The 23,962-nt window shown below is 70.9% G+C and carries 23 protein-coding genes; 17 read left to right on the top strand and 6 right to left on the bottom strand.

The features are described from left to right. Positions 1-292 precede the first annotated feature (292 nt). Positions 293-1,108, top strand: a complete 816-nt coding sequence (locus ACIQVL_RS40015) for a hypothetical protein (RefSeq protein ID WP_403477883.1) — start codon at positions 293-295, stop codon at positions 1,106-1,108. On the opposite strand, the gene ACIQVL_RS40010 is transcribed toward ACIQVL_RS40015, so the two are convergent. Together ACIQVL_RS40010 and ACIQVL_RS40005 are read right to left on the bottom strand one after the other, a co-directional pair. Further along, a complete protein-coding gene (locus tag ACIQVL_RS40010) occupies positions 1,032-2,351 on the bottom strand; it encodes a D-arabinono-1,4-lactone oxidase (protein ID WP_403477882.1) in 1,320 nt (439 codons plus the stop codon). The two genes, ACIQVL_RS40015 and ACIQVL_RS40010, sit on opposite strands and share 77 nt — an antisense overlap. Beyond that, positions 2,311-3,549, bottom strand: a complete 1,239-nt coding sequence (locus ACIQVL_RS40005) for an MFS transporter (protein ID WP_403445234.1) — start codon at positions 3,547-3,549, stop codon at positions 2,311-2,313. The genes ACIQVL_RS40010 and ACIQVL_RS40005 overlap by 41 nt, the downstream gene beginning before the upstream one ends. A 163-nt stretch (positions 3,550-3,712) precedes the next feature. Here ACIQVL_RS40005 and ACIQVL_RS40000 point away from each other — a divergent pair, with 163 nt between their 5' ends. Next, the gene (locus ACIQVL_RS40000) at positions 3,713-4,840 is read left to right on the top strand and encodes a ferrochelatase (RefSeq protein WP_403477881.1); all 1,128 of its coding nucleotides are present in this window, start codon (positions 3,713-3,715) and stop codon (positions 4,838-4,840) included. Positions 4,841-4,848: 8 nt separating this feature from the next. Further along, positions 4,849-5,664, top strand: a complete 816-nt coding sequence (locus ACIQVL_RS39995; protein ID WP_403477880.1) for an inositol monophosphatase family protein — start codon at positions 4,849-4,851, stop codon at positions 5,662-5,664. A gap of 188 nt (positions 5,665-5,852) precedes the next feature. Here ACIQVL_RS39995 and ACIQVL_RS39990 read toward each other — a convergent pair whose 3' ends face one another. Next, positions 5,853-6,026, bottom strand: a complete 174-nt coding sequence (locus tag ACIQVL_RS39990) for a hypothetical protein (RefSeq protein WP_167450044.1) — start codon at positions 6,024-6,026, stop codon at positions 5,853-5,855. A gap of 420 nt (positions 6,027-6,446) precedes the next feature. On the opposite strand from ACIQVL_RS39990, the gene ACIQVL_RS39985 reads away from it, so the two are divergent. From ACIQVL_RS39985 to ACIQVL_RS39970, 4 genes are all read left to right on the top strand, one after another. Then, positions 6,447-7,100 (top strand): response regulator transcription factor, encoded by a 654-nt coding sequence (locus ACIQVL_RS39985; RefSeq protein ID WP_003993508.1) that lies wholly within the window; start codon positions 6,447-6,449, stop codon positions 7,098-7,100. Between the two features lie 5 nt (positions 7,101-7,105). Continuing rightward, complete coding sequence (locus ACIQVL_RS39980; protein ID WP_403445228.1) at positions 7,106-8,356, top strand: sensor histidine kinase; 1,251 nt, start codon at positions 7,106-7,108, stop codon at positions 8,354-8,356. A 401-nt stretch (positions 8,357-8,757) separates the two neighbouring features. Then, positions 8,758-9,054 carry a DUF4193 domain-containing protein gene (locus ACIQVL_RS39975; protein WP_003997302.1) on the top strand — a complete coding sequence of 99 codons (297 nt, stop codon included), beginning with the start codon at positions 8,758-8,760 and terminating at the stop codon, positions 9,052-9,054. Positions 9,055-9,067: 13 nt separating this feature from the next. Then, positions 9,068-10,021, top strand: coding sequence for a hypothetical protein (locus ACIQVL_RS39970; protein WP_403445225.1), 954 nt, complete (start codon positions 9,068-9,070; stop codon positions 10,019-10,021). Between the two features lie 27 nt (positions 10,022-10,048). Here ACIQVL_RS39970 and ACIQVL_RS39965 read toward each other — a convergent pair whose 3' ends face one another. Continuing rightward, the gene (locus tag ACIQVL_RS39965) at positions 10,049-10,516 is read right to left on the bottom strand and encodes a DUF3093 domain-containing protein (RefSeq protein WP_403445223.1); all 468 of its coding nucleotides are present in this window, start codon (positions 10,514-10,516) and stop codon (positions 10,049-10,051) included. Between the two features lie 58 nt (positions 10,517-10,574). On the opposite strand from ACIQVL_RS39965, the gene ACIQVL_RS39960 reads away from it, so the two are divergent. From ACIQVL_RS39960 to ACIQVL_RS39925, 8 genes are all read left to right on the top strand, one after another. After that, positions 10,575-11,159 (top strand): PaaI family thioesterase, encoded by a 585-nt coding sequence (locus ACIQVL_RS39960; protein ID WP_403445221.1) that lies wholly within the window; start codon positions 10,575-10,577, stop codon positions 11,157-11,159. A gap of 14 nt (positions 11,160-11,173) precedes the next feature. Then, positions 11,174-11,737, top strand: coding sequence for a dUTP diphosphatase (gene dut, locus ACIQVL_RS39955; protein WP_403445272.1), 564 nt, complete (start codon positions 11,174-11,176; stop codon positions 11,735-11,737). A gap of 1 nt (position 11,738) precedes the next feature. Continuing rightward, positions 11,739-12,503, top strand: coding sequence for a DUF3710 domain-containing protein (locus tag ACIQVL_RS39950; protein ID WP_351491948.1), 765 nt, complete (start codon positions 11,739-11,741; stop codon positions 12,501-12,503). 198 nt (positions 12,504-12,701) lie between these two features. Beyond that, the gene (locus ACIQVL_RS39945) at positions 12,702-13,871 is read left to right on the top strand and encodes an alginate lyase family protein (protein WP_403445218.1); all 1,170 of its coding nucleotides are present in this window, start codon (positions 12,702-12,704) and stop codon (positions 13,869-13,871) included. 151 nt (positions 13,872-14,022) lie between these two features. Beyond that, positions 14,023-16,581 carry an ATP-binding protein gene (locus ACIQVL_RS39940; protein WP_403445216.1) on the top strand — a complete coding sequence of 853 codons (2,559 nt, stop codon included), beginning with the start codon at positions 14,023-14,025 and terminating at the stop codon, positions 16,579-16,581. Continuing rightward, positions 16,578-17,276: a response regulator gene (locus tag ACIQVL_RS39935; protein ID WP_403445213.1), complete on the top strand. Its 699-nt coding sequence runs from the start codon at positions 16,578-16,580 to the stop codon at positions 17,274-17,276. Before ACIQVL_RS39940 ends, ACIQVL_RS39935 begins: the two co-directional genes overlap by 4 nt. A 65-nt stretch (positions 17,277-17,341) precedes the next feature. Then, on the top strand, positions 17,342-17,740 hold the full coding sequence (locus ACIQVL_RS39930; RefSeq protein WP_093498625.1) for an OB-fold nucleic acid binding domain-containing protein: 399 nt from the start codon (positions 17,342-17,344) through the stop codon (positions 17,738-17,740). A 3-nt stretch (positions 17,741-17,743) separates the two neighbouring features. Next, on the top strand, positions 17,744-18,538 hold the full coding sequence (locus tag ACIQVL_RS39925) for a DUF3159 domain-containing protein (protein ID WP_403477879.1): 795 nt from the start codon (positions 17,744-17,746) through the stop codon (positions 18,536-18,538). Positions 18,539-18,595: 57 nt separating this feature from the next. Here the strand turns inward: ACIQVL_RS39925 and ACIQVL_RS39920 are convergent, their stop codons facing one another. Beyond that, complete coding sequence (locus ACIQVL_RS39920) at positions 18,596-19,267, bottom strand: TrkA family potassium uptake protein (RefSeq protein ID WP_351713759.1); 672 nt, start codon at positions 19,265-19,267, stop codon at positions 18,596-18,598. After that, a complete protein-coding gene (locus tag ACIQVL_RS39915) occupies positions 19,267-19,938 on the bottom strand; it encodes a TrkA family potassium uptake protein (RefSeq protein WP_089104280.1) in 672 nt (223 codons plus the stop codon). The genes ACIQVL_RS39920 and ACIQVL_RS39915 overlap by 1 nt, the downstream gene beginning before the upstream one ends. Before the next feature lie 362 nt (positions 19,939-20,300). Between ACIQVL_RS39915 and ACIQVL_RS39910 the strand changes: the two genes are divergently transcribed. Both ACIQVL_RS39910 and ACIQVL_RS39905 read left to right on the top strand, forming a co-directional pair. Then, positions 20,301-22,346: an APC family permease gene (locus ACIQVL_RS39910; protein ID WP_403477878.1), complete on the top strand. Its 2,046-nt coding sequence runs from the start codon at positions 20,301-20,303 to the stop codon at positions 22,344-22,346. Positions 22,347-22,467: 121 nt separating this feature from the next. Beyond that, positions 22,468-23,796, top strand: a complete 1,329-nt coding sequence (locus ACIQVL_RS39905; protein WP_403477877.1) for a class I SAM-dependent RNA methyltransferase — start codon at positions 22,468-22,470, stop codon at positions 23,794-23,796. Positions 23,797-23,962 lie beyond the last annotated feature (166 nt).

Raw genomic sequence — 23,962 nt, 5'->3', positions numbered from 1 at the left:
TCACCCTGTGCAACTAGCCCCCTCCCGGCGGTCCTGCAAGGCCTCGGACGCCCTGGCGGGAGACCGGGTCCAGGGCTCGCAACAGTACTCCATTCGGGCCACGTGCGTGGATTGGCGCGCCGCCCAACTTCTGGCAACAACCGCTCCCCGGCCGTTGTTTGCCCGTATCGGGCGATCTTGAACGTGGCGTACTTCACGCAATCCTCAGAAACGGAACTAATGGTTTCGACCGTACGTCCCTTTCTTGTGCAGTCGATCGAACAAGTGCGGGAAAGGCAGGCAAGGTTAGGGAATGCGTGAAAGGCCCGGTTCCGGTGACGAGACCAGTACGGAAGAGGAGGCGAAGGGAGGTTCGAAGCGGATCGATCTCAGCGTGCCCCAGGTCGCGGGGAGCGCGGTGGCCGCGGTGGTGGCCGCCAGACTCGCGTCCTACTTCGGGGTGTACGGGACGATCCTGGGCGCCGGAGTCGTCAGTGTGATCGCCACCTGCGGCGGCTCGGTGTTCCAGCACTTCTTCCGGCGCACCGGCGAACAGTTGCGCGACGCGACGGTGGCCGGCCCCGGAAACCCGCGCCCCCGGGAGCAAGTGCCCCCGGTGTCGGGAGAGTTCACCGCGGGCACCGTCTACCGCGCCCGGGTGCGGACCTGGCGCCGCCCGCTGGTCGCGGCTGCCCTGGTGTTCGGGGTGACCATGGCCGGCATCACGGCCTACGAACTGGTCGCAGGCACCAGCTTCAGCGGCGGCTCCGGTACGACGGTCAGCGGCGCGGTCACCGGCGGCACCGGGTCGTCCGGCACCGCCGGAGACTCCGGCTCCTCCGGCGCCCCGGACTCCCCGGGTCCCGCGGGCTCTTCCGGCGTCGGCTCCGGCGCCGGTACGGCCGCTTCGTCCACCCCGTCGCCGTCGTCCTCCTCGGCGGCGTCCCCCGACCCGCGGAGCACGGAGACCGCGGCGCCGGCACCGAGCGGGTCCGCGGGCGGGGAGCCGAGCACGGACCCCGCGCCCGACGACTCCGCCGGCGGCTCCGCGGCTACTGACCCAGAACCCTCCGCAGATAGTCGTTCTGGAACAGCCGGTCCGGATCGAGCCGGTCCCGCAGCGCGGTGAACTCGCCGAAGCGCGGGTAGACCCCGGCGAAGTAGTCCGCGTCCCGGGTGTGCACCTTGCCCCAGTGCGGACGGCCCTCGTGCGCCGTGAAGATGCGCTCGGCGGCGGTGAAGTACGCCTGGTACGGCGTGCCCCGGAACATGTGCACCGCGATGTAGGCGCTGTCCCGGGCGGAGGCGGTGGACAGGGCGATGTCGTCGGCGGGGGCGGTGCGGACCTCGACCGGGAAGTTCACCCTGAGACCGGAACGGTCGACCATCGCCCTGAGTTCCCGCAGCGTGTCCACCAGCGCCTCGCCGGGCACCGCGTACTCCATCTCCACGAACCGCACCCGGCGCGGGGAGGTGAAGACCTTGTACGGAATGTCCGTGTACGACCGCGCGGACAGCGCCGTACTGGAGATCCGGGCGACGGTCGGGACGACGGCGGGCACCGCGCGGCCGAGCAACTGCGCGGCGTGGAAGACCCCGTTGGAGAGGAACTCGTCCTCGAACCAGCCCGCCAGCTGCCCCACCGGCTGCGGCGGGCCCGCGCTGCGGTTGTTGCGCTTGGTGTTGGTGTTGCCGGTGTGCGGGAACCAGTAGAACTCGAAGTGCTCGTTCTCGGCCCGGAGTTGGTCGAACTCGGCGAGCACCCGGTCCAGGGGCATCGGCTCCTCGCGGGCGGTGAGCAGGAAGACCGGCTCCACCGCGAACGTGATCGCGGTGACGATGCCCAGCGCCCCGAGCCCGACCCGCGCGGCCGCGAATATCTCCGGGTTCTCCTTCTTCGAACAGGTCAGTACCGAGCCGTCCGCGGTGACCAGTTCCAGTTCCCTGATCTGCGCGGCGAGCGAGCCGGACTCGCGCCCGGTGCCGTGGGTGCCGGTGCTGGTGGCCCCGGAGACCGTCTGCTCCATGATGTCGCCCATGTTGGTCAGCGACAGGCCCTCACGGGCCAGGGCCATGTTGAGTCTCTTGAGCGGGGTACCGGCTTCGACCGTGACAGTCATGGCTTTGCGGTCAATGTTGCGTATGCCGGTCAACAGTTGAGGGCGGATCGAGACACCGTCGGTCGCGGCGATCGCGGTGAAGGAGTGGCCGCTGCCGACCGCCTTCACCTTCAGGCCGTCCTCCGCCGCCTGCCGTACGGCCGCCGCCAGTTCGTCCACGGAGGCGGGCATGACCTCCCGCGCGGGGCGGACGGTGACAGTCCCTCCCCAGTTACGCCACGTGCCGCTCTTCCCGCTCGCTGTACTGCTCAACGGTGCCTCCCCGACCCGTGACCGGCCTGCTGAGCCGGCGGTACCCGAGGAAACCGACCGCGACCGCGACGGCTCCGGACACGGCCGGAACCCCGTACCCGGCACGGGCGCCGGCCGCGTCGATCACCCAGCCGGCGACCGAGGAGCCGAGCGCCACCCCGACCGCGAGGCCGGTGCTCACCCAGGTCATGCCCTCGGTGAGTTTCGCGCGAGGTACGTGCTTTTCGATGAGGGACATCGTCGTGATCATCGTCGGTGCGATGGACAGGCCCGCAACGAACAGCGCCACGGCCAGAAGCGGCAAGTTTCCGACCAGTAGGAGGGGGATCATACTCACGGCCATCGCGCATATGCCCAGCAGCCACCTGCGTTCCGGTCTCCCCGCGAACCGCAGGAGCCCGAAGACCGCTCCGGCCACGCAGGAACCCGCCGCGTACAGCGCCAGGACGACGCTGGAGGCGGCCTTGTGGCCCTGTTCGTCGGCGAAGGCGACGGTCACCACGTCGACCGCCCCGAAGATCGCTCCGGTGGCCACGAAGGTCGCCACCAGCACCTGGAGGCCGGGTGCGCGCAGCGCCGAACCACCGCCGTGGTGGTCGTGCGGGTGCGGTTCGGGCTCGGTGGCCCTTTGGGCGGTCAGCCAGAAGACGCCGGCGGCGAGGAAGCAGGCGGCCAGCAGCGGGCCCGCCTCCGGGAACCAGGTCGTGGACAGGCCGATGGAGAGGATCGGCCCGAAGATGAAGCACACCTCGTCGACGACGGACTCGAACGAGTAGGCGGTGTGCAGCTGCGGGGTGCCCCGGTAGAGGGCGGCCCACCGGGCCCGGATCATCGCGCCCAGGCTCGGCACCGTGCCGATCCCGGCGGCGCACACGAACAGCACCCAGTCCGGCCCCCTGTAGTGCGCGGCGAGCAGCAGGCCGGCCGCCGCGGCGAGTGCGAGCAGCGTCGCGGGGCGCAGGACGCGGCGCTGGCCGTGCCGGTCGACCAGCCGGGACACCTGCGGCCCGAGCGCGGCGGCGGACAGCGCCATGGTGGCCGACAGCGCGCCCGCGAGCCCGTAGCGCCCGCTGAGCTGGGAGATCATCGTGACCACGCCGATGCCCATCATGGACAGCGGCATCCGGCCGACGAAGCCCGCGGCGGAGAAGCCCTTGCTGCCGGGGGCGGCGAACAGGGCGCGATAGGGGCTGGGCACGGGGGTCTCCGACAGATGTGCGAGTAAGGCGTGAATACGGCTGATACAGCTTACGAGTGGCACTGCCTTCCTGCACCCGCCCGGCACCGGGGATAAACCTCCCGAATCCGACTCTTCACGCTCCTGTTTCCGGGCCGTCAGTGCCGGGTGGCAGGATCGGCACATGTCAGACGCGCTCGATGCCACCCCCTACGACGCCCTGCTCCTGCTCTCCTTCGGCGGCCCGGAAGGCCCGGACGACGTGGTCCCGTTCCTGGAGAACGTGACGCGCGGGCGCGGTATCCCGAAGGAACGTCTCAAGGAAGTCGGGCAGCACTATTTCCTGTTCGGCGGGGTCAGCCCGATCAACGACCAGAACCGCGCCCTGCTGGACGCCCTGCGCAAGGACTTCGCCGAGCACGGCCTGGACCTGCCGGTCTACTGGGGCAACCGGAACTGGGCGCCGTACCTGACGGACACCCTGCGCGAGATGGTCGCCGACGGCCGCCGCCGCGTCCTGGTGCTCGCCACCAGCGCCTACGCCTCCTACTCGGGCTGTCGCCAGTACCGCGAGAACCTCGCGGACTCGCTCGCCGAGCTGGCGGCCGAGGGCCTCCAGCTCCCGAAGATCGACAAGCTGCGGCACTACTTCAACCACCCCGGCTTCCTCGACCCGATGATCGACGGGGTGCTGGCATGCCTCGCCGACCTCCCCGAGGACGTCCGCGCGGGCGCCCACCTCGCCTTCACCACCCACTCCATCCCGACCGCGTCCGCGGACACCTCCGGCCCGGTCGAGACCCACGGCGAGGGCGGCGCGTACGTCGAGGAGCACCTGGACGTCGCCGAGCTGATCGCCGACGCGGTCCGGGAGCGCACCGGCGTCGACCACCCCTGGCGGCTCGTCTACCAGTCCCGTTCCGGCGCCCCGCAGATCCCCTGGCTGGAGCCGGACATCTGCGACCACCTGGAGGCGCTGCACGGCGCCGGGGTCCCGGCCGTCGTCATGGCCCCCATCGGCTTCGTCTCCGACCACATGGAGGTCCGCTACGACCTCGACACGGAGGCCACGGCCAAGGCCGCGGAGCTGGGCCTGCCGGTCCGCCGGTCCGCGACCGTCGGGGACGACCCGCGGTTCACCGCCGCGATCCGCGAGCTGGTCCTGGAGCGGGCCGCCGTGGAGAGCGGGCGGGAGGTCGCACCGTGCGCCCTGGGCGCGCTCGGCGCGAGCCACAACCTCTGCCCGGTCGGCTGCTGCCCGGCCCGAGCCCCCCGCCCGGCCGCGGCCGGCGCCGACAGCCCCTACGCGTGAGGAGCCCCGTGACCGACGCCCTGCACACGGACCTGCTGGACCTCGCCCGGGAGGCGGCCGCCCGCGCGGGCGAGCTGCTGCGGGACGGCCGCCCGGCCGACCTCGCCGTGGCCCGGACCAAGTCCAGCCCGATCGACGTCGTGACCGAGATGGACATCGCGGCGGAGAAACTGATCACCGACCTGATCGCCGGGCACCGCCCCGACGACGGCTTCCTCGGCGAGGAGGGCGCGTCGTCGGAGGGCACCAGCGGCGTCCGCTGGGTGATCGACCCGCTCGACGGCACGGTGAACTACCTGTACGGGCTGCCGACCTGGGCGGTCTCCATCGCCGCCGAGCAGGACGGGGAGACCGTGGTCGGCGTCGTGGCCGCCCCGATGCGCGGCGAGACGTACCACGCGGTGCGCGGCGGCGGGGCCTGGGCGACCGGGGCGTGGGCCGGCGAGCGGGAGCTGCGCTGCCGGCCTGCGCCGCCGCTGGACCAGGCGCTGGTGTCGACCGGCTTCAACTACGTCACCGCCGTCCGCACCCACCAGGCCGAGGTCGCGGCCCGGCTGATCCCGCTGCTGCGCGACATCCGGCGCAGCGGGTCGGCCGCGATCGACCTGTGCGACGTGGCCTGCGGCCGACTGGACGGCTACTACGAGCGCGGCCTCAACGCCTGGGACTGGGGCGCGGGCGACCTCGTCGCCCGTGAGGCCGGCGCCCTGACCGGCGGCCGCCCCGGAGAACGCCCCGCACGCTCCCTGACGGTCGCCGCCACCCCCGGCGTCTTCGAGCCCCTCCAGCGCCTCCTGGAGGACCTCGGAGCCTGGCACGACTGAGTCCCGCCGCCCACCGGGACCGTCGGGCGCGGCCGCAAAAAGATCCCGTGCCGTGCCGGTCGACAGGAATCGAACGCCGTTGCGGGGGAAAGGATCAGGTAAGAGCAGGGCCCCGGCGCTGGATTCGCCGGGGCCCTGCTCTCGTGCTGCTGTGCTGCGGGACTGTCAGGTGCTGTGCTGCGGGACTGTCAGACGCTGGTCGCGCCGACTTCCACACCGTGCTCGGCTGCGAGGCGGCGCAGGTCGTCGAGCTCGGCCTGCTCCACTTCGACGAGGAAGTCGTCACCCTCGTCACGAGCCCGGGTGATGTCGGACTCGGTCGCCTTTATGCGCTGCAGAAGTCCTGCGGTGAATGCGTCCATGCTGCGCCCCCTCGTCCTGGGTCGTGGGTCGGTGGCACGGGGGTGTGCCGTTCGGAAGGGGCGATCACGTCTCTCGCGGGTGCCCAGCGCAGCCCTGCTGGGCGGCGACGGTGCCTGGACACCCCCATCGTCCACTCTGCTGTAGCGGCGGTGTACGTACCGCATGGTGCTGCGGCACATGCAGAGCGTGATCGCGGGGTGTACATGCCGTCCTCCCCCCGCTCCTCTCCGTGGAAACCTCAACCGCAGGAGAAAATCCCGCATTCCCGCCCGGCCGCCTCGGATCCGGCTGCCCGGCCCCCTGTCTTACTGCCGACTTATGGCCGAAAAGGGCAGGATGGAGGTCACACATCCCATGGAGACCCCTGCCCGGGGGCGCCGGTGCGCGCTACGCGGGTGGACAGCGGAAGGACAAGCGACGTGCGCGTACTCGTCGTCGAGGACGAGCAACTGCTCGCCGATGCGGTGGCCACCGGACTGCGCCGGGAGGCCATGGCCGTCGACGTCGTGTACGACGGTGCGGCCGCCCTGGAGCGCATCGGCGTCAACGACTACGACGTGGTCGTCCTCGACCGGGACCTCCCCCTCGTGCACGGCGACGACGTCTGCCGCAAGATCGTCGAACTCGGCATGCCCACCCGCGTGCTGATGCTGACCGCCTCCGGTGACGTCAGCGACCGCGTCGAGGGCCTGGAGATCGGCGCCGACGACTACCTCCCCAAGCCCTTCGCCTTCAGCGAGCTGATCGCGCGCGTACGTGCCCTCGGCCGCCGTACCAGCGTGCCGCTGCCGCCCGTCCTGGAGCGCGCCGGCATCAAGCTGGACCCGAACCGCCGCGAGGTCTTCCGTGACGGCAAGGAGGTCCAGCTCGCGCCGAAGGAGTTCGCGGTGCTGGAGGTGCTGATGCGCAGCGAGGGCGCGGTGGTCTCCGCCGAGCAGCTCCTGGAGAAGGCGTGGGACGAGAACACCGACCCCTTCACCAACGTCGTGCGCGTGACCGTGATGACCCTGCGCCGCAAGCTGGGCGAGCCCCCGGTGATCGTCACCGTCCCCGGCTCGGGTTACCGGATCTGATGGCCGTGGCCACCACCCCCGCACCCCCACAGGCGCCGCCCAAGCCCACCTGGGATCCGAGAAGGCCGCAGCCGGTCCTGCCGTGGCTGCGCCCGACCATCCGGATACGGCTCACCCTGCTGTACGGCGGCATGTTCCTGATCGCCGGCATCCTGCTGCTCTCGATCATCTACCTGCTGGCCGCCCAGGCGATCAGCACCGGCAATCAGCCATTTTTCAAGATCATCGATGGCACGAACATCAAGGTCTCCAGCGACAACTGCCCGGCGATCACCGGGACCAACAACCTGCAGATCTCGGACTTCAACGCTGCGATCGCCCAGTGTGTGGACCGCCAGCGCCAGGCGGCCCTCGACAACCTGCTCAGCCGCTCACTCCTCGCCCTGCTGGGCCTGGCCGTGATCGCCTTCGCGTTCGGCTACGCGATGGCCGGCCGGGTGCTCTCCCCGCTCGGCCGGATCACCAGGACCGCCCGCGCGGTGGCCGGCTCGGACCTGTCCCGCCGGATCGAGCTGGACGGCCCGGACGACGAGCTCAAGGAGCTCGCGGACACCTTCGACGACATGCTGGAGCGGCTGCAGCGGGCCTTCACCGCCCAGCAGCGCTTCGTCGGCAACGCCTCGCACGAGCTGCGCACGCCCCTGGCGATCAACCGCACGCTCCTGGAGGTGCACCTCTCGGACCCCGGCGCGCCCGTGGAGCTGCAGCAGCTCGGCAAGACGCTGCTGGCCACCAACGAGCGCAGCGAGCAGCTCGTGGAGGGCCTGCTGCTGCTCGCCCGCAGCGACAACCAGATCGTCGAGCGCAAGCCAGTCGACCTGGCCGAGGTGGCCTCGCAGGCCGTCGACCAGGTGCACGCCGAGGCGGAGGCCAAGGGCGTGACGGTCCGGGGCGTACGGAAACCGGCCGTGGTCCAGGGCAACGGCGTGCTCCTGGAGCGCATCGCCCTGAACCTGCTGCAGAACGCGGTGCGCTACAACGTGCCCGAGGAGGGCTGGGTGGAGGTCAACACCGACATCCAGCACGGGCAGGCGGTGCTGTACGTCGCGAACACCGGGCCGGTGGTCCCGGCGTACGAGATCGACAACCTCTTCGAGCCCTTCAGGCGGCTCCGTACCGAGCGGACGGGCAGCGACAAGGGGGTGGGCCTCGGCCTGTCCATCGTGCGGTCCGTGGCCCGGGCGCACGGCGGGCACATCGTGGCGCAGCCCCGGGAGGGCGGTGGACTCGTGATGCGGGTCACGCTGCCGGTCTGACGCCGTTACAAGATCGCGACACACGCGGAGGATGTTCGCTTTGCGCTGAAATTTCCAGCGGCGTGGCACACACCCCCCTGTGTGATCGATCACAAGGGCGGATTTCCGGCCATCTACTCTCCGTGATCATGGCTAGGGGAATAAAGCCGGGAAAATCCCTGTTTTCAGGGGTCTTGATCACGGGAAGTACAGGGTGAGGCGCCTTTGAAGTGCCTCGGCAGGACCGTGTACGGTCCCCATCGCCATTCAACCTGATCACTCTCGAGGGGTCCGGTTGGGTGTCGATTGAGTAACAGACCTTGATGTGAGGCAAAATCTCCGCCTCGGGTCGGGCACAAGTCCGGCCTCTCACGCGTTACGTGCGCTGGAGACACCGCAGACACCCAGAGGGGGAGAGCGACATGGCAACCGATTACGACACTCCACGCAAGACCGACGACGACGTCGACTCGGACAGTCTTGAAGAGCTGAAGGCCCGGCGGAACGACAAGTCCACGTCCTCGGTGGACGTTGACGAGTTCGAGGCCGCGGAAGGCCTGGAGCTGCCCGGCGCGGACCTCTCGAACGAGGAGCTGGCCGTCCGGGTGCTGCCCAAGCAGCAGGACGAGTTCACCTGCATGAGCTGCTTCCTGGTGCACCACCGCAGCCAGCTGGCCCGGGAGAAGAACGGTCAGCCGATCTGCCGCGACTGCGACTGAGGGCGGGTCGGGCATGACTGGCTCGACCCCACCTCGGAAGCGCCGCTTCCGGTTGGCGGGAGCGGACTCGGGGCCGTCCGACGGCCCGCGTGCGCGCGATGACGGGCGGGGCTCACCCGATGCGGGAGCCTCGCTCGAACCGGCGGCCGGCCGGGGTGACCTCCCGGCGCCGGCGGACAGCCCGGCACCCGTCGCCCGGACGGGGGTCCCCCCGCTCGAGCCAAGTCGAGGGCGGGGGAGGGCCGCGGCCATCCGGGACAAGGCCGTGGACATGGCCCGGGAAGGGGCCCGTAAGGGCGGCAGCCGGGCGAAAGCGGGACTGGCGTACCTCGCGGACCGGATCATCGAGATCGCCCCGCGTGTCCCCGTACGTGACCTCGCGGCCCTGCGCCGGCAGTTCCCGGGCCTCGGGCCTGAGCAGCTCGCCGACAAGCTGGTGGCGGGCGCGGCGGGTGCGACCTCGGCCGTCGGGGCCGGTGTGGGAGCGGCGGCGATGCTGCCGGTGCCGCCGGCGATGCCGACCGAGCTGGCCGCGGAGATCACCGGGGTCGCGGCGATCGAGCTGAAGATGATCGCCGAGCTCCACGAGGTGTACGGCGTGCGGCCGCCCGGGAACCTGAAGGCCCGCAGCACCGCGTATCTGTCCTCCTGGTCGGGGGAGCGCGGGATCGACGTGATGAAGCCGTCGACGGTCAACAACGCCCTCGGCGGCCACATGAAGCGCGAGCTGCGCCAGCAGATCATGAAGCGCATGGTGCGGGACCTGCCCAACCTGATGCCGTTCATGGTGGGCGCCGCGGTGGGCGCGGTCATGAACCGCCGGGACACCAGAAAGCTCGCCGCGCGGATCCGGGCGGACCTGAGGAAGATCCAGGTGCCGTGGGAGGAGCTGCCGGAGCTGCCGCCGCTGGAGAAACCGGCGGAACCGCTGCCGATCGCCGAGCTGCCGGAGGACTTCGGGGGCTGACGGTGCCGTCCCGGGCGTCCCGGAGCGCTACGCCTTCGTGCTGCTCCTGGCCGCCTCGATCGCCGCCGCCAGGGCTTCCGGTTCCCGGGTGGACAGGTACAGGTACGGGGTCGGGTCGTCCGGGTCAGTGACCTCCACCCGCAGGGCCCTCGGGATGTAGGAGCGCAGCAGGAGGAAGGCGCGCACGTCCGCCTTGTACGTGCGCCAGGCGCGTGCCTCGTCCGGCTCCAGGATCTCCGCCGGGCCCAGGGCCGACACCGGGATCTTCGCCTCGCCCGCGATCAGCGAGTCGCCGACGACCCGGATCCGCGGGGAGCCGTACGAACTGGCCACCACCGCTGCCGCCGCGGTGCCGCCAGCCAGGCCGCCCAGCATCGGCAGGGTGCCGAACGGCAGCAGGATCAGGGCGAACGAGACACCGACCAGGAAGCTGATGAACCACCAGGACCGGGGGGCGGTGAGGCGTTCTTCGTACGGGGTGGCGGAGAGCTGCATGGAGCCAAGCTTGGCACGGTGTCCGGATTCACCGGACGCGCGGGTAAGGTCTGCGGCTGTGAGTGGTAGTCCCGCAGCTCTTCAGCCTCCTGCCAGTGCCCGGAAACCGGAGCGGCACCCCGACGCGCCCGCGCCCGGCGAGCTCATCGGTGCACACTACGAACACTGTTTCGGGTGTGGGCACGGTCAGTCCCACGGGCTGCACCTGGAGGTACGGGCGGGCGAGGGAGTCTCCCTCACCGCCGAGTTCACCGTGCGCCCCGCCCACCAGGGCGCCCCGGGCCTCGCGCACGGCGGGGTGCTCGCCACCGCCCTGGACGAGACGCTGGGCTCGCTCAACTGGCTGCTGCGGAAGATCGCCGTGACGGGACGGCTGGAGACCGACTTCGTGCGGCCCGTCCCCGTGGGCACCACGCTCCACCTGGCGGCCGAGGTGGTCGCCGTGGCCGGCCGGAAGATCTACTCGACCGCCACCGGACGCGTGGACGGCCCCACGGGCCCGGTCGCCGTCCGCGCCGACGCCCTCTTCGTCGAGGTCCCGGTCGAACACTTCGTCGACCACGGTCGCGAGGAGGAGATCCAGGCCGCCATGAAGGACCCGGACCAGGCCCGGCGCGCCCGTGCCTTCGAGGTGAACCCGTGAACCCTGCAGACCCCCTGACCCCGGCCCGCACGGCGGGCCCGCTCGGCGTCCTCGTCCGCCGCGTCGACCCGGACGTACCGCTTCCGGCGTACGAGCACCCCGGTGACGCGGGAGCCGATCTGCGCACCACCGAGGCGTGCGAGCTGAGGCCCGGGGAACGGGCCGTATTGCCCACGGGGGTGTCGGTCGCCCTCCCGGAGGGGTACGCGGCCTTCGTGCACCCTCGTTCGGGGCTCGCCGCCCGGTGCGGTGTGGCCCTCGTGAATGCCCCGGGGACGATTGATGCCGGGTACCGTGGGGAGATCAAGGTGATCGTGGTGAATCTCGACCCGCGCGAGGCGGTGCGGTTCGAGCGCTTCGACCGGATCGCCCAACTGGTCGTCCAGCAGGTCGAGAGGGTCCGCTTCCACGAGGTGGCGGAACTTCCCGGCTCGGCGCGGGCCGAGGGGGGCTTCGGGTCCACCGGTGGTCATGCCGCGGTGGGCGATGTGAGCGGCACAAGCGGTCAGGCCGCCGAGGGCGGTCGGACGGGTGGGAATCGATACGCTTCGGTCGTATCCGACCGGGAAGGACAGTGACGTGTTCGGACGTCGCAAGAAGAAGGGTGCCGCCGAGGACGCGGCCGGCGAGGCCGAGCAGGTCGTCGACAGCGTCGACACCGAGGCGGACGAGGAAGCGGAGGGCGAGCGCGAGCGCGTTCGTCTGGAGCCGGAGCCCCGGCCCGACGGGCCGTGGGACGACACCGAGGTGCGCGAGCCCGGCGAGGGCCGGGTGGACCTGGGCGGGCTGTTCGTACCCGGCGTGGACGGCATGGAGCTCCGGGTCGAGGTCGCGGGCGACGCGATCGTCGCGGCGACCGTCGTACTGCGCGACAGCGCCGTCCAGCTGCAGGCCTTCGCCGCGCCCAAGCGCGAGGGCATCTGGGGCGAGGTCCGCGAGGAGATCGCGACCGGCATCACCCAGCAGGGCGGCATCGTCGACGAGGTCGAGGGTCCGCTGGGCTGGGAGCTGCGCGCCCAGGTGCCGGTGCAGCTGCCGGACGGCACGGGCGGCTTCCAGGTGGTGCGGTTCGTCGGTGTGGACGGTCCCCGCTGGTTCCTGCGCGGGGTGATCTCCGGGCAGGGCGCGGTGCAGCCGCAGGCGGCCGGCCTGCTGGAGCAGATCTTCCGGGACACCGTCGTGGTCCGCGGCGAGGGCCCGATGGCGCCCCGCGACCCGATCGTCCTGAAGCTGCCCAACGACGCCCAGATGGTCCCCGAGGGCGTCCAGCAGGAGGAGTCCTCGCGCTTCTCCGGCGGCATGGGACAGCTCCAGCGCGGACCGGAGATCACCGAGGTCCGCTAGCAGAGCCGAGAGCGACAGGGCCGTACCCCGCACCCGGGGTGCGGCCCTTTCACATGCGCGGGCGTTCGGGTGTGAACGACTCCGGCTTACTTCACACCTTGACGGAAGTCTGGTCCGTACCTACGGTCTCCGTTCAACGCCTATGTTCACAGAGGCGCTCCAAGTTCACATACGAGAACGTACGAGAACGGAGTCGCTGTGCGTCGCATCCCCCTGCTCGCGGCCGTGGGAGCCCTGCTCCTGGGCGTCTTCGCGGCCCCCGCCGCCCACTCCGCCCCGAGCACCTTCGTGCACCCCGGGGTCACCGTCTCCAAGGCCCAGCTGGACTTCGCCCGCACCGAGGTGCTGGCCGGCGCCCAGCCCTGGAAGTCGGCCTACGACCAGATGATGGCGAGCAAGTACGCCGACCTGAACCGCACCCCCACGCCCTGGGCGACGGTCGAGTGCGGCTCGTACTCGAACCCCAACTACGGCTGCACCGACGAGCGCGAGGACGCGATCGCCGCCTACACCGACGCCCTCGCCTGGTACATCACCAAGGACGCCCGGTACGCCCAGAAGGCCATCCAGATCATGGACGCCTGGTCGGCCACCATCACCAGCCACACCAACAGCAACGCGCCCCTGCAGACCGGCTGGGCCGGCTCCTCCTGGCCGAAGGCCGCCGAGATCATCAGGTACACGTACACCGGCACCTGGACCAACGAGGCCCGCTTCGCCACCATGCTGCGCAACGTCTACCTCCCCACCGTCATCAAGGGCTCCAACTCCAACGGCAACTGGGAGCTGTCGATGATGGAGGCCGCCGTCGGCATCTCCGTCTTCCTGGAGGACAAGACGTCGTACGACACGGCCATGGCGAAGTTCCGCACCCGCACCGCCGCCTACGTCTACCTGGCCTCCGACGGCTCGGTGCCGAAGACCGTGCCCAGCCAGAACCTGGACACCACCGCCAAGATCGTCTCCTACTGGCAGGGCCAGTCCACCTTCGTCACCGGCCTCACCCAGGAGACCTGCCGGGACTTCACACACACCGGGTACGGCATCTCCGCGATCTCGCACGTCGCCGAGACCAGCCGGATCCAGGGCACGGACCTGTACGGCACGGACGTCGGCGAGCGGCTGCGGCAGGCGCTCGGCTTCCAGGCCAAGTACCAGCTGGGCACCGCCGTCCCCAGCTGGCTCTGCGGCGGCTCCCTGAACCTGGGGCTCGGGCCCGTCACCGAGGTCGGCTACAACGCCCTGCACAACCGCCTCGGCATCGCCATGACCAACACCCAGACGCTCACCCTGAACAACCGCCCCGCGGGCAGCAACAACCTCTTCGTGGCCTGGGAGACCCTCACCCACGGCGACAACCCCAACTGAGCCGCCGGTACGGGCGCCGGAGCCACGGCACCGGCGCCCATCAGGGTTGCGTCAAAGATGCCCGCTGCCGGGCCCCCTGCACCATTCGCCGGGATTGTTGGCCGTAAGGTCGACGCTGCGTTGACGGCAGTTGCAGGAAGACAATAGGACCATGGCACGCGGCAGGCTTCGGATCTATCTCGGTGCGGCACCGGGCGTGGGCAAGACCTACGCCATGCTCTCCGAGGCGCACCGGCGGGTGGAGCGGGGCACCGACTGCGTGGTCGCCTTCGTCGAGCACCACGAGCGGCCACGTACCGAGGTGATGCTGCACGGCCTGGAGCAGATCCAGCGCAAGGAGCTGGAGTACCGGGACACCGTGTTCACGGAGATGGACGTGGACGCCGTGCTGCGCCGGGCCCCCGCCGTCGCCCTGGTGGACGAGCTCGCCCACACCAACATCCCCGGCTCCCGCAACGCCAAGCGCTGGCAGGACGTCGAGGAACTGCTGGCCGCCGGGATCGACGTGATCTCGACCGTCAACATCCAGCACCTCGAATCGCTCGGCGACGTCGTCGAGTCCATCACCGGCGTGCGCCAGCGCGAGACGGTGCCCGACGAGGTGGTACGGCGCGCGGACCAGATCGAGCTGGTCGACATGTCGCCCCAGGCGCTGCGCCGGCGCATGGCGCACGGCAACATCTACAAGTCCGACAAGGTCGACGCGGCCCTGTCCAACTACTTCCGGCCGGGCAACCTCACCGCCCTGCGCGAACTTGCGCTGCTGTGGGTGGCCGACCGGGTCGACGAGTACCTGAAGCAGTACCGGAGCGAGCACCAGGTCTCGGCGATCTGGGGCTCCCGGGAGCGCATCGTCGTCGGACTCACCGGCGGACCGGAGGGGCGGACGCTGATCCGGCGGGCCGCGCGGCTCGCCGAGAAGGGCGCAGGCGGCGAGGTACTCGCCGTCTACATCTCCCGCAGCGACGGCCTGACCTCGGCCTCCCCGAAGGAACTCGCGATCCAGCGCACCCTGGTCGAGGATCTCGGCGGCACCTTCCACCACGTCGTCGGCGAGGACATCCCCGCGGCCCTGCTGGACTTCGCGCGCGGCGTCAACGCCACCCAGATCGTCCTCGGCTCCTCCCGCCGCAAGGCCTGGCAGTACGTCCTCGGACCCGGCGTCGGCGCCACCGTCGCCCGCGAGTCCGGACCCGACCTGGACGTCCACATCGTCACCCACGGCGAGGCCGGCAAGGGCCGCGGCCTGCCGGTGGCCCGGGGCGCCCGGCTCGGCCGGGGCCGGATCATCGCGGGCTGGCTGGTCGGCCTGGCGGGCCCCGCCGTCATGGCGGTGCTGCTCAACACCGTCGGCCTCGGCCTCGCCAACGACATGCTGCTGTTCCTGACCCTCACGGTCGCGGCCGCGCTGCTCGGCGGGCTCTTCCCGGCGCTGGCCTCGGCGGCCTTCGGGTCGCTGCTGCTGAACTACTTCTACACCCCGCCCCTGCACCGGCTGACCATCGCCGACCCGAAGAACATCGTGGCCATCGTGATCTTCTTCGGGGTCGCGCTGTCCGTCGCCTCCGTCGTCGACCTCGCGGCCCGCCGCACCCACCAGGCGGCCCGGCTGCGCGCCGAGTCGGAGATCCTCTCCTTCCTCGCCGGCAACGTGCTGCGCGGCGAGACCAGCCTGGAGGAACTGCTCGAACGGGTCCGGGAGACCTTCGGCATGGAGTCCGCTGCCCTCCTGGAGCGGGCGAGCGACGTCGAGCCGTGGAGCTGCGCCGGGCGCGCCGGCTTCGGGCCCGCCCTGGAGCGGCCCGAGGACGGCGATGTCGACATGCCGATAGGCGACCACATGGCGCTCGCGCTGACCGGCCGGGTGCTGCCCGCCGAGGACCGCCGGGTGCTGGCCGCCTTCGCCGCCCAGGCGGTCGTCGTCCTGGACCGCCGGCGCCTCCAGGAGGAGGCCGAGCAGGCCCGCGCGCTCGCCGAGGGCAACCGGATCCGCACCGCCCTGCTGGCCGCCGTCAGCCACGACCTGCGCACCCCGCTGGCCGGCATCAAGGCGGCGGTCACCTCGCTGCGCTCGGACGACGTGGACTGGTCCGAGGAGGACCGGGCCGAGCTGCTGGAGGGCATCGAGGAGGGCGCCGACCGGCTGGACCACCTCGTCGGCAACCTGCTCGACATGTCCCGCCTGCAGACCGGCACCGTCACCCCGATCGTCCACGACACCGACCTCGACGAGGTGGTCCCGATGGCACTGGTCGGCGTACCGGACGGCAGCGTGGACCTGGACGTCCCCGAGACCCTGCCGATGGTGGCGGCCGACGCCGGGCTCCTGGAGCGGTCGGTGGCCAACCTGGTCGAGAACGCCGTCAAGTACAGCCCGTCCGACCGCCCGGTACTGGTCTCCGCCAGCGCCATCGCGGACCGGGTGGAGGTGCGGATCGTGGACCGCGGGCCCGGCGTGCCCGACGAGGCCAAGGAACGCATATTCGAGCCCTTCCAGCGCTACGGTGACGCTCCGCGCGGCGCCGGGGTCGGACTCGGGCTCGCGGTCGCCCGGGGCTTCGCGGAGGCGATGGGCGGCACCCTGAACGCGGAGGACACGCCCGGCGGCGGGCTCACCATGGTCCTCAGCCTCCGCGCGGCAGGATCGGTCCCCGAAGCGGCGCAGGCCGTGGCAGAACCCCTGGCAGAACCGGAAAGGCAGGCCTCATGACCCGTGTGCTCGTGGTCGACGACGAGCCGCAGATCGTGCGCGCCCTCGTGATCAACCTCAAGGCGCGCAAGTACGAGGTCGACGCCGCCCCCGACGGCCGTACCGCCCTCGAACTGGCCGCCTCCCGCCACCCCGACGTGGTCGTCCTCGACCTCGGCCTGCCCGACATGGACGGCGTCGAGGTGATCAAGGGGCTGCGCGGCTGGACCCGGGTGCCGATCCTGGTCCTGTCCGCACGCCACTCCTCCGACGAGAAGGTCGAGGCGCTCGACGCGGGCGCCGACGACTACGTCACCAAGCCCTTCGGCATGGACGAGCTGCTGGCCCGGCTGCGGGCCGCCGTACGCCGCGCCGAGCCCGTCACGGGGGGCGGCGAGGACGACGTCCTGGTGGAGACCGACGGGTTCACCGTCGACCTGGCCGCGAAGAAGGTCAACCGGGCCGGCCGGGACGTCCGGCTCACCCCGACCGAGTGGCACCTCCTGGAGGTGCTGGTCCGCAACACCGGCCGGCTGGTCAGCCAGAAGCAGCTGCTGCAGGAGGTGTGGGGGCCGTCGTACGGGACGGAGACCAACTACCTGCGCGTGTACATGGCACAGCTGCGCAGGAAGCTGGAGGCGGATCCCTCGCACCCCAGGCACTTCATTACCGAACCCGGAATGGGGTACCGGTTCGAGAGACAGGGCCGTTCGTAACGTGAGGCGGGTCGCGAAGTGAGCTGGACTACGGCGGTGTCGGTGTGCCCCGGTACGCTTCAGACATGAGTGCTGTTCCTCGTTCCGAGAAGCCGGCCGGCCGGTTCCGGCGCATGCTCGACCGGCTCTCCTCGTCCCAGGAGGACCTGGAGTCGGAGGAGCTGCGCGAGGACGCCGACACCGCGGGCTGCATCCGGATCGGCGACTGCCACGACCGGCAGATCGTCACGGTAACTGGTACCTTGCGCACGGTCACCCTGCGGCCGCGCGCCGGGGTCCCGGCCCTGGAGGCCGAGCTGTTCGACGGCTCGGCCGCGCTGGACGTGGTGTGGCTCGGCAGGCGTTCCATCGTCGGCATAGAACCGGGACGCAGGCTGATCGCATCGGGCCGGATCTCGCTGAGCCGGGGCCGCCGGGTGCTGTTCAATCCCAAGTACGAACTGAGACCCCTCGGTAGGGAGTAGCCGGTGACGTCGCTCGACAAGCCGACCGAAGACACGCAGGCGGAGGACGCCCGGGCGGAAGACGCACGGGCGGTGACCGAGGCCGCGCTCTTCGAGGCGTTCGGCGGTGTCCGGGGCATGGTCGAGACGGTCCTGCCCGGCCTGCTCTTCGTCACGATCTTCACCATCAACAAGGACCTGCACTGGTCGGCGATCGCCGCCCTCGCGGTCTCCGTGGTGCTGGTCGTGGTCCGCCTCGCCATGCGGGACACCGTCAAGCACGCCTTCAGCGGGGTCTTCGGCGTCGCCTTCGGTGTCGTCTTCGCGATGATGACCGGCAACGCCAAGGACTTCTACCTCCCCGGCATGCTCTACACGCTGGGCCTGGCGCTGGCCTACATCGTCACGACCCTGTGCGGGGTCCCGCTGATCGGCCTGATCCTAGGCCCGGTCTTCAAGGAGAACCTCTCCTGGCGCACCCGCAACCCCGGCCGCAAGAAGGCGTACGCCAAGGCCAGCTGGGCGTGGGGCCTGATCCTGCTCGCCAAGTGCGCGATCCTCTTCCCCCTGTACTGGTGGGCCAACACCGCCCAGCTCGGCTGGGTGCTGGTCGCCCTGAAGATCCCGCCGTTCCTGCTCGCGGTCTGGCTCACCTGGGTCTTCCTGGCGAAGGCACCGGCGCCGATCGACGTGTTCGCGGAGATGGAGGCGGCGGAGAAGGCCGAGGAGGAGCGCAAGGCCGCGCTCGCCGCGGAGAACGCCGGGACGGCGCCGGCCGTGGAGAGCGGCGAGGCCTCCGGCGGACGCCACCGCAAGTAGACCGGTACGGCACAAGGGCGCCCTCCCCGGCGGAGGGCGCCCTTCTGCACGCGTACGTCAGCTGTCTTCCCGCCGTACCGACAGCAGGTCCTCCAACTGCTCCTCGCGGGCCTGGGCCGCCACGAACAGCAACTCGTCGCCGGCTTCCAGGGAGTCCTCCTTGGAGGGGGTGAGCACCCGGGTGCCGCGGATGATCGTGACCAGCGAGGTGTCCTCGGGCCACTCCACGTCGCCGACCTGGGTGCCGGCCAGGGCCGACTCCTCGGGCAGCGTCAGCTCCACCAGGTTCGCGTCGCCGTGGCTGAAGCGCAGCAGCCGGACCAGGTCGCCGACCGACACCGCCTCCTCCACCAGGGCCGACATCAGGCGCGGCGTCGAGACGGCGACGTCCACGCCCCAGGACTCGTTGAAGAGCCACTCGTTCTTGGGGTTGTTCACCCGGGCGACGACGCGCGGAACGCCGTACTCCGTCTTCGCGAGCAGCGAGACGACCAGGTTCACCTTGTCGTCGCCGGTCGCGGCGATCACGACGTTGCAGCGCTGCAGCGCCGCCTCGTCGAGGGAGGTGATCTCACAGGCGTCGGCCAGCAGCCACTCCGCCTGCGGCACCCGCTCCACCGAGATGGCGGTCGGGGCCTTGTCGATCAGCAGGACCTCGTGGCCGTTCTCCAGCAGCTCGCCCGCGATCGAGCGGCCGACGGCACCGGCCCCGGCAATGGCGACCCTCATCAGTGACCGCCCTCCTCTTCCGGACCCCCGGCGAAGGCGGCCTCGACCTTGTCGACGTCGTCCGTCCGCATCATCACGTGCACCAGGTCGCCCTCCTGGAGGACCGTCTGCGAGGTGGGCAGCATCGCCTCGCCGAGCCGGGTCAGGAACGCGACCCGGACCCCGGTCTCCTCCTGGAGCTTGCTGATCTTGTGGCCGACCCACTTCGGGGAGGCGTGCACCTCGGCGAGCTGGACCCCGCCGGTGGGGTCGCGCCACAGCGGCTCGGCGCCCGAGGGCAGCAGCCGGCGCAGCATCTGGTCGGCGGTCCAGCGGACCGTGGCGACGGTCGGGATGCCCAGGCGCTGGTAGACCTCGGCGCGCCGGGGGTCGTAGATCCGGGCCGCCACGTTCTCCACCCCGAACATCTCGCGGGCGACCCGGGCGGAGATGATGTTCGAGTTGTCACCGCTGGAGACGGCGGCGAAGGCGCCGGCCTCCTCGATGCCCGCCTCGCGCAGGGTGTCCTGGTCGAAGCCGACTCCGGTGACCCGGCGGCCCCCGAATCCGGGGCCCAGCCTGCGGAAGGCGGTGGGGTCCTGGTCGATCACGGCGACCGTGTGCCCCTGTTGCTCCAGGGTCTGGGCGAGAGCGGAACCCACTCTGCCGCAGCCCATGATGACGATGTGCACGACCGTCCTTCCGGTGTTCAAAAGTTACTGCTCAGCCCCATCAGGTTCTCAGACCGAGGCCCAAGCTACACACGCACCGTCCCGGCCGGGCACCCCTGTGCCACGCTCATCGCCGAGTGATGCTGCGCACGCTCCAGGCGGTGAGGATTCCGAGGCCGACGAGGGTGACCGTGGCGCCGATCAGCTCTGCGGTCGCGGGCATGTGACCTCCGAGGTGCGAAGACAGGCGGGGTCTGCCATCTAGGCACGGATCCGGCGTAAGCTGCGGAATCCGCAGTTCCAGCCGTCACCTTTTCACTCGGGAGGCAGATCCCGTACTGCGGCTGGAGACCTGGCAGGTGGAAGGCCTACGATCCTCTCTCGTGTCCAAACTGACCGACGTGCCCAAACGGATCCTGATCGGGCGCGCTCTGCGCAGTGACCGGCTGGGCGAAACGCTCCTGCCGAAGCGCATCGCACTCCCCGTCTTCGCTTCCGACCCGCTGTCCTCCGTCGCCTACGCGCCGGGGGAGGTCCTGCTGGTCCTGTCCATCGCGGGCGTGTCGGCCTACCACTTCAGCCCCTGGATCGCCGTCGCGGTCGTCGTGCTGATGTTCACGGTGGTCGCCTCCTACCGGCAGAACGTGCACGCCTACCCGAGCGGCGGCGGCGACTACGAGGTCGCCACCACCAACCTCGGCCCCAAGGCGGGCCTGACCGTCGCGAGCGCCCTGCTCGTCGACTACGTCCTGACGGTCGCCGTCTCCATCGCCTCCGGCATCGAGAACCTCGGCTCCGCCGTCCCCTTCGTGGTCGAGCACAAGGTGCTGTGCGCGGTCACCGTGATCGTGCTGCTGACGCTGATGAACCTGCGCGGCGTGAAGGAGTCCGGCAAGCTCTTCGCGATCCCGACGTACGTGTTCGTCGGCGGCGTCTTCATCATGATCGCGTGGGGTGCGTTCCGCGGGCTGGTGCTCGGGGACACGATGCGCGCCCCGACCGCGGACTACCACATCAAGGCCGAGCACCAGGGCCTGGCGGGCTTCGCCCTGGTCTTCCTCCTGCTGCGGGCCTTCTCCTCCGGCTGTGCCGCGCTCACCGGCGTCGAGGCCATCTCCAACGGTGTCCCGGCCTTCCGCAAGCCGAAGTCGAAGAACGCGGCGACCACGCTGGCCATGATGGGCCTGCTCGCGGTCACCATGTTCTGCGGCATCATCGCGCTCGCCGCGGTCACCAAGGTCCGCATGGCCGAGAACCCGGCCACCGACCTGATCCACAACGGTGTCGCGATCGGCTCCGGCTACGTCCAGAACCCGGTGATCTCCCAGGTCGCCGAGGCCGTCTTCGGCAAGGGCAGCTTCCTGTTCATCGTGCTCGCCGCGGCCACCGCCCTGGTCCTCTTCCTGGCCGCGAACACCGCGTACAACGGCTTCCCGCTGCTCGGCTCGATCCTCGCCCAGGACCGCTACCTGCCGCGCCAGCTGCACACCCGCGGCGACCGCCTCGCCTTCTCCAACGGCATCGTGCTCCTCGCCGGCGCCGCCGCCCTCCTGACGGTCATCTACGGCGCGGACTCGACCCGCCTGATCCAGCTGTACATCGTCGGCGTGTTCGTGTCCTTCACGCTCAGCCAGACCGGCATGGTCCGGCACTGGAACCGCCACCTGGCGGTGGAGAAGGACCCGGCCAAGCGCAGCCACATGATCCGCTCCCGCGCGATCAACGCGTTCGGCGCCTTCTTCACCGGCCTGGTGCTGGTCGTCGTCCTGGTCACGAAGTTCACCCACGGCGCCTGGGTGGCGCTGCTCGGCATGTGCATCTTCTACGCCACGATGACCGCGATCCGTAAGCACTACGACCGCGTCTCCGAGGAGATCTCGGCCCCCGAGGAGCCCGACGACGACCTGGTCCGCCCCTCCCGCGTGCACTCGGTCGTCCTGATCTCCAAGATCCACCGCCCCACCCTGCGCGCCCTGGCCTACGCCAAGCTGATGCGCTCGGACACCCTGGAGGCGCTCACCGTCAACGTCGACCCGGCCGAGACGAAGGCGCTGCGCGAGGAGTGGGAGCGGCGCGGCATAGACGTACCCCTGAAGGTCCTCGACTCGCCCTACCGCGAGATCACCCGGCCGATCATCGAGTACGTCAAGGGCCTGCGCGCCCAGTCGCCGCGGGACGCGGTCTCCGTGATCATCCCCGAGTACGTCGTCGGCCGCTGGTACGAGCACATCCTGCACAACCAGAGCGCGCTGCGGCTCAAGGGCCGGCTGCTGTTCACCCCCGGCGTGATGGTGACGTCGGTGCCCTACCAGCTGGCGTCCTCCGAGGCGGCCAAGATCCGGGCCCGCAAGCGCCAGGAGTGGAACGCGCCGGGTGCGGTCCGGCGTGGTCCGGCGGAGCACCGGCCCAAGGAGCACAGCGGAGGCTGAGCAGGGCCGGGGCGGGGCCGGGGCCGGGGCGGGGAGTGCCGTCGACCACGTAGACTGGTGGGCTGTCGTCGGCCCTCGCCCCGGGCCGTTTCCCTCCCCCTTGATCTGGAGTCACCCCGCCATGCAGGCAGAACCGAAGAAATCGCTGGTGGGGACGGAGTACGAGGTCGAGGTCGGCCCGGTCGCGCACGGCGGGCACTGCATCGCCAGGACCGCCGAGGGCCAGGTGCTGTTCGTCCGGCACGCGCTGCCCGGCGAGCGGGTCGTGGCCCGGGTGACCGAGGGCGAGGAGGAGGCCCGCTTCCTGCGCGCCGACGCGGTCGAGATCCTCGCCGCGTCCAAGGACCGGGTCGAGGCCCCCTGCCCCTACGCCGGCCCCGGCCGCTGCGGCGGCTGCGACTGGCAGCACGCCAAGCCGGGCGTCCAGCGGCGCCTCAAGGGCGAGGTGATCGCCGAGCAGCTCCAGCGGCTCGCGGGTCTCACCCCCGAGGAGGCCGGCTGGGACGGCACGGTGATGCCCGCCGAGGGTGACAAGCTGCCGGCGGGCGAGGTGCCGCAGTGGCGGACCCGGGTGCAGTACGCCGTCGACGCCGACGGCAACGCGGGACTGCGCCGGCACCGCTCGCACGAGGTGGAGCCGATCGAGCACTGCATGATCGCGGCGCCCGGCGTCAGCGAACTGGGCATCGAGGAGCGCGACTGGTCGGGCATGGTCTCGATCGACGCGATCGCCGCGACCGGCTCCCAGGACCGTATGGTCATCCTGGAGCCGCGCCCCGGCGCCCGCCTCCCCCTGGTCGAACTCGACCGGCCGGTCTCGGTCATGCGGGTCGACGAGCACGACGGCGGCATCCACCGCGTCCACGGCCGCGCCTTCGTCCGCGAACGCGCCGACGGCCGCACCCACCGGGTCGGTAGCGGCGGCTTCTGGCAGGTCCACCCGAAGGCGGCGGACACCCTGGTCACGGCGGTCATGCAGGGCCTGCTGCCCCGCAAGGGCGAGATGGCCCTCGACCTCTACTGCGGCGTCGGCCTCTTCGCCGGCGCCCTCGCCGACCGCCTCGGCGAGAAGGGCGCGGTCCTCGGCATCGAGTCCGGCAAGCGCGCGGTCGAGGACGCCCGCCACAACCTCGCCGACTTCCCCCGCGTCCGCGTCGAACAGGGCAAGGTCGAGTCCGTCCTCCCGCGCACCGGCATCACCGAGGTCGACCTCATCGTCCTCGACCCGCCCCGCGCGGGCGCGGGCCGCAAGACGGTGGAGCACCTGTCGTCCCTCGGCGCCCGCCGGATCGCGTACGTCGCCTGCGACCCGGCGGCCCTGGCACGGGACCTGGCGTACTTCCGGGACGGGGGGTACCGGGTGCGGACGCTGCGGGCGTTCGACTTGTTTCCGATGACGTCGCACGTGGAGTGCGTGGCCATTTTGGAGCCTGCTGCAAAGGGGCTCTGACGCGTAAATAGGTGCAGGTCAGGGCGATCGTGGGCAGGGCTGGGTGCCTGGTGGCTGTGGGCCGCCGGGCGTCTGGTCTTCTGGTCAGGCCGCGCCTTCCAGCGGGTTGAGGGTGACGGTGTAGCCGAGCTGGTTGAGCGCGTTGATCGCGCGGCGGGTGGCGCGT

This window comes from Streptomyces sp. NPDC090499, assembly GCF_044769305.1.
Classification (GTDB): Bacteria; Actinomycetota; Actinomycetes; order Streptomycetales; family Streptomycetaceae; genus Streptomyces.
Note: the sequence above shows the minus strand (reverse complement) of the source record. Positions and strands in the feature narration are given on the sequence as shown.

Coding starts and splice junctions, on each gene's coding strand:
- ACIQVL_RS40015 (WP_403477883.1), top strand. CDS start 293: ATGCGTGAAAGGCCCGGTTCCGGTGACGAGACCAGTACGGAAGAGGAG.
- ACIQVL_RS40000 (WP_403477881.1), top strand. CDS start 3,713: ATGTCAGACGCGCTCGATGCCACCCCCTACGACGCCCTGCTCCTGCTC.
- ACIQVL_RS39990 (WP_167450044.1), bottom strand. CDS start 6,026: ATGGACGCATTCACCGCAGGACTTCTGCAGCGCATAAAGGCGACCGAG.
- ACIQVL_RS39975 (WP_003997302.1), top strand. CDS start 8,758: ATGGCAACCGATTACGACACTCCACGCAAGACCGACGACGACGTCGAC.
- ACIQVL_RS39970 (WP_403445225.1), top strand. CDS start 9,068: ATGACTGGCTCGACCCCACCTCGGAAGCGCCGCTTCCGGTTGGCGGGA.
- ACIQVL_RS39965 (WP_403445223.1), bottom strand. CDS start 10,516: ATGCAGCTCTCCGCCACCCCGTACGAAGAACGCCTCACCGCCCCCCGG.
- ACIQVL_RS39940 (WP_403445216.1), top strand. CDS start 14,023: ATGGCACGCGGCAGGCTTCGGATCTATCTCGGTGCGGCACCGGGCGTG.
- ACIQVL_RS39935 (WP_403445213.1), top strand. CDS start 16,578: ATGACCCGTGTGCTCGTGGTCGACGACGAGCCGCAGATCGTGCGCGCC.
- ACIQVL_RS39930 (WP_093498625.1), top strand. CDS start 17,342: ATGAGTGCTGTTCCTCGTTCCGAGAAGCCGGCCGGCCGGTTCCGGCGC.
- ACIQVL_RS39920 (WP_351713759.1), bottom strand. CDS start 19,267: ATGAGGGTCGCCATTGCCGGGGCCGGTGCCGTCGGCCGCTCGATCGCG.
- ACIQVL_RS39905 (WP_403477877.1), top strand. CDS start 22,468: ATGCAGGCAGAACCGAAGAAATCGCTGGTGGGGACGGAGTACGAGGTC.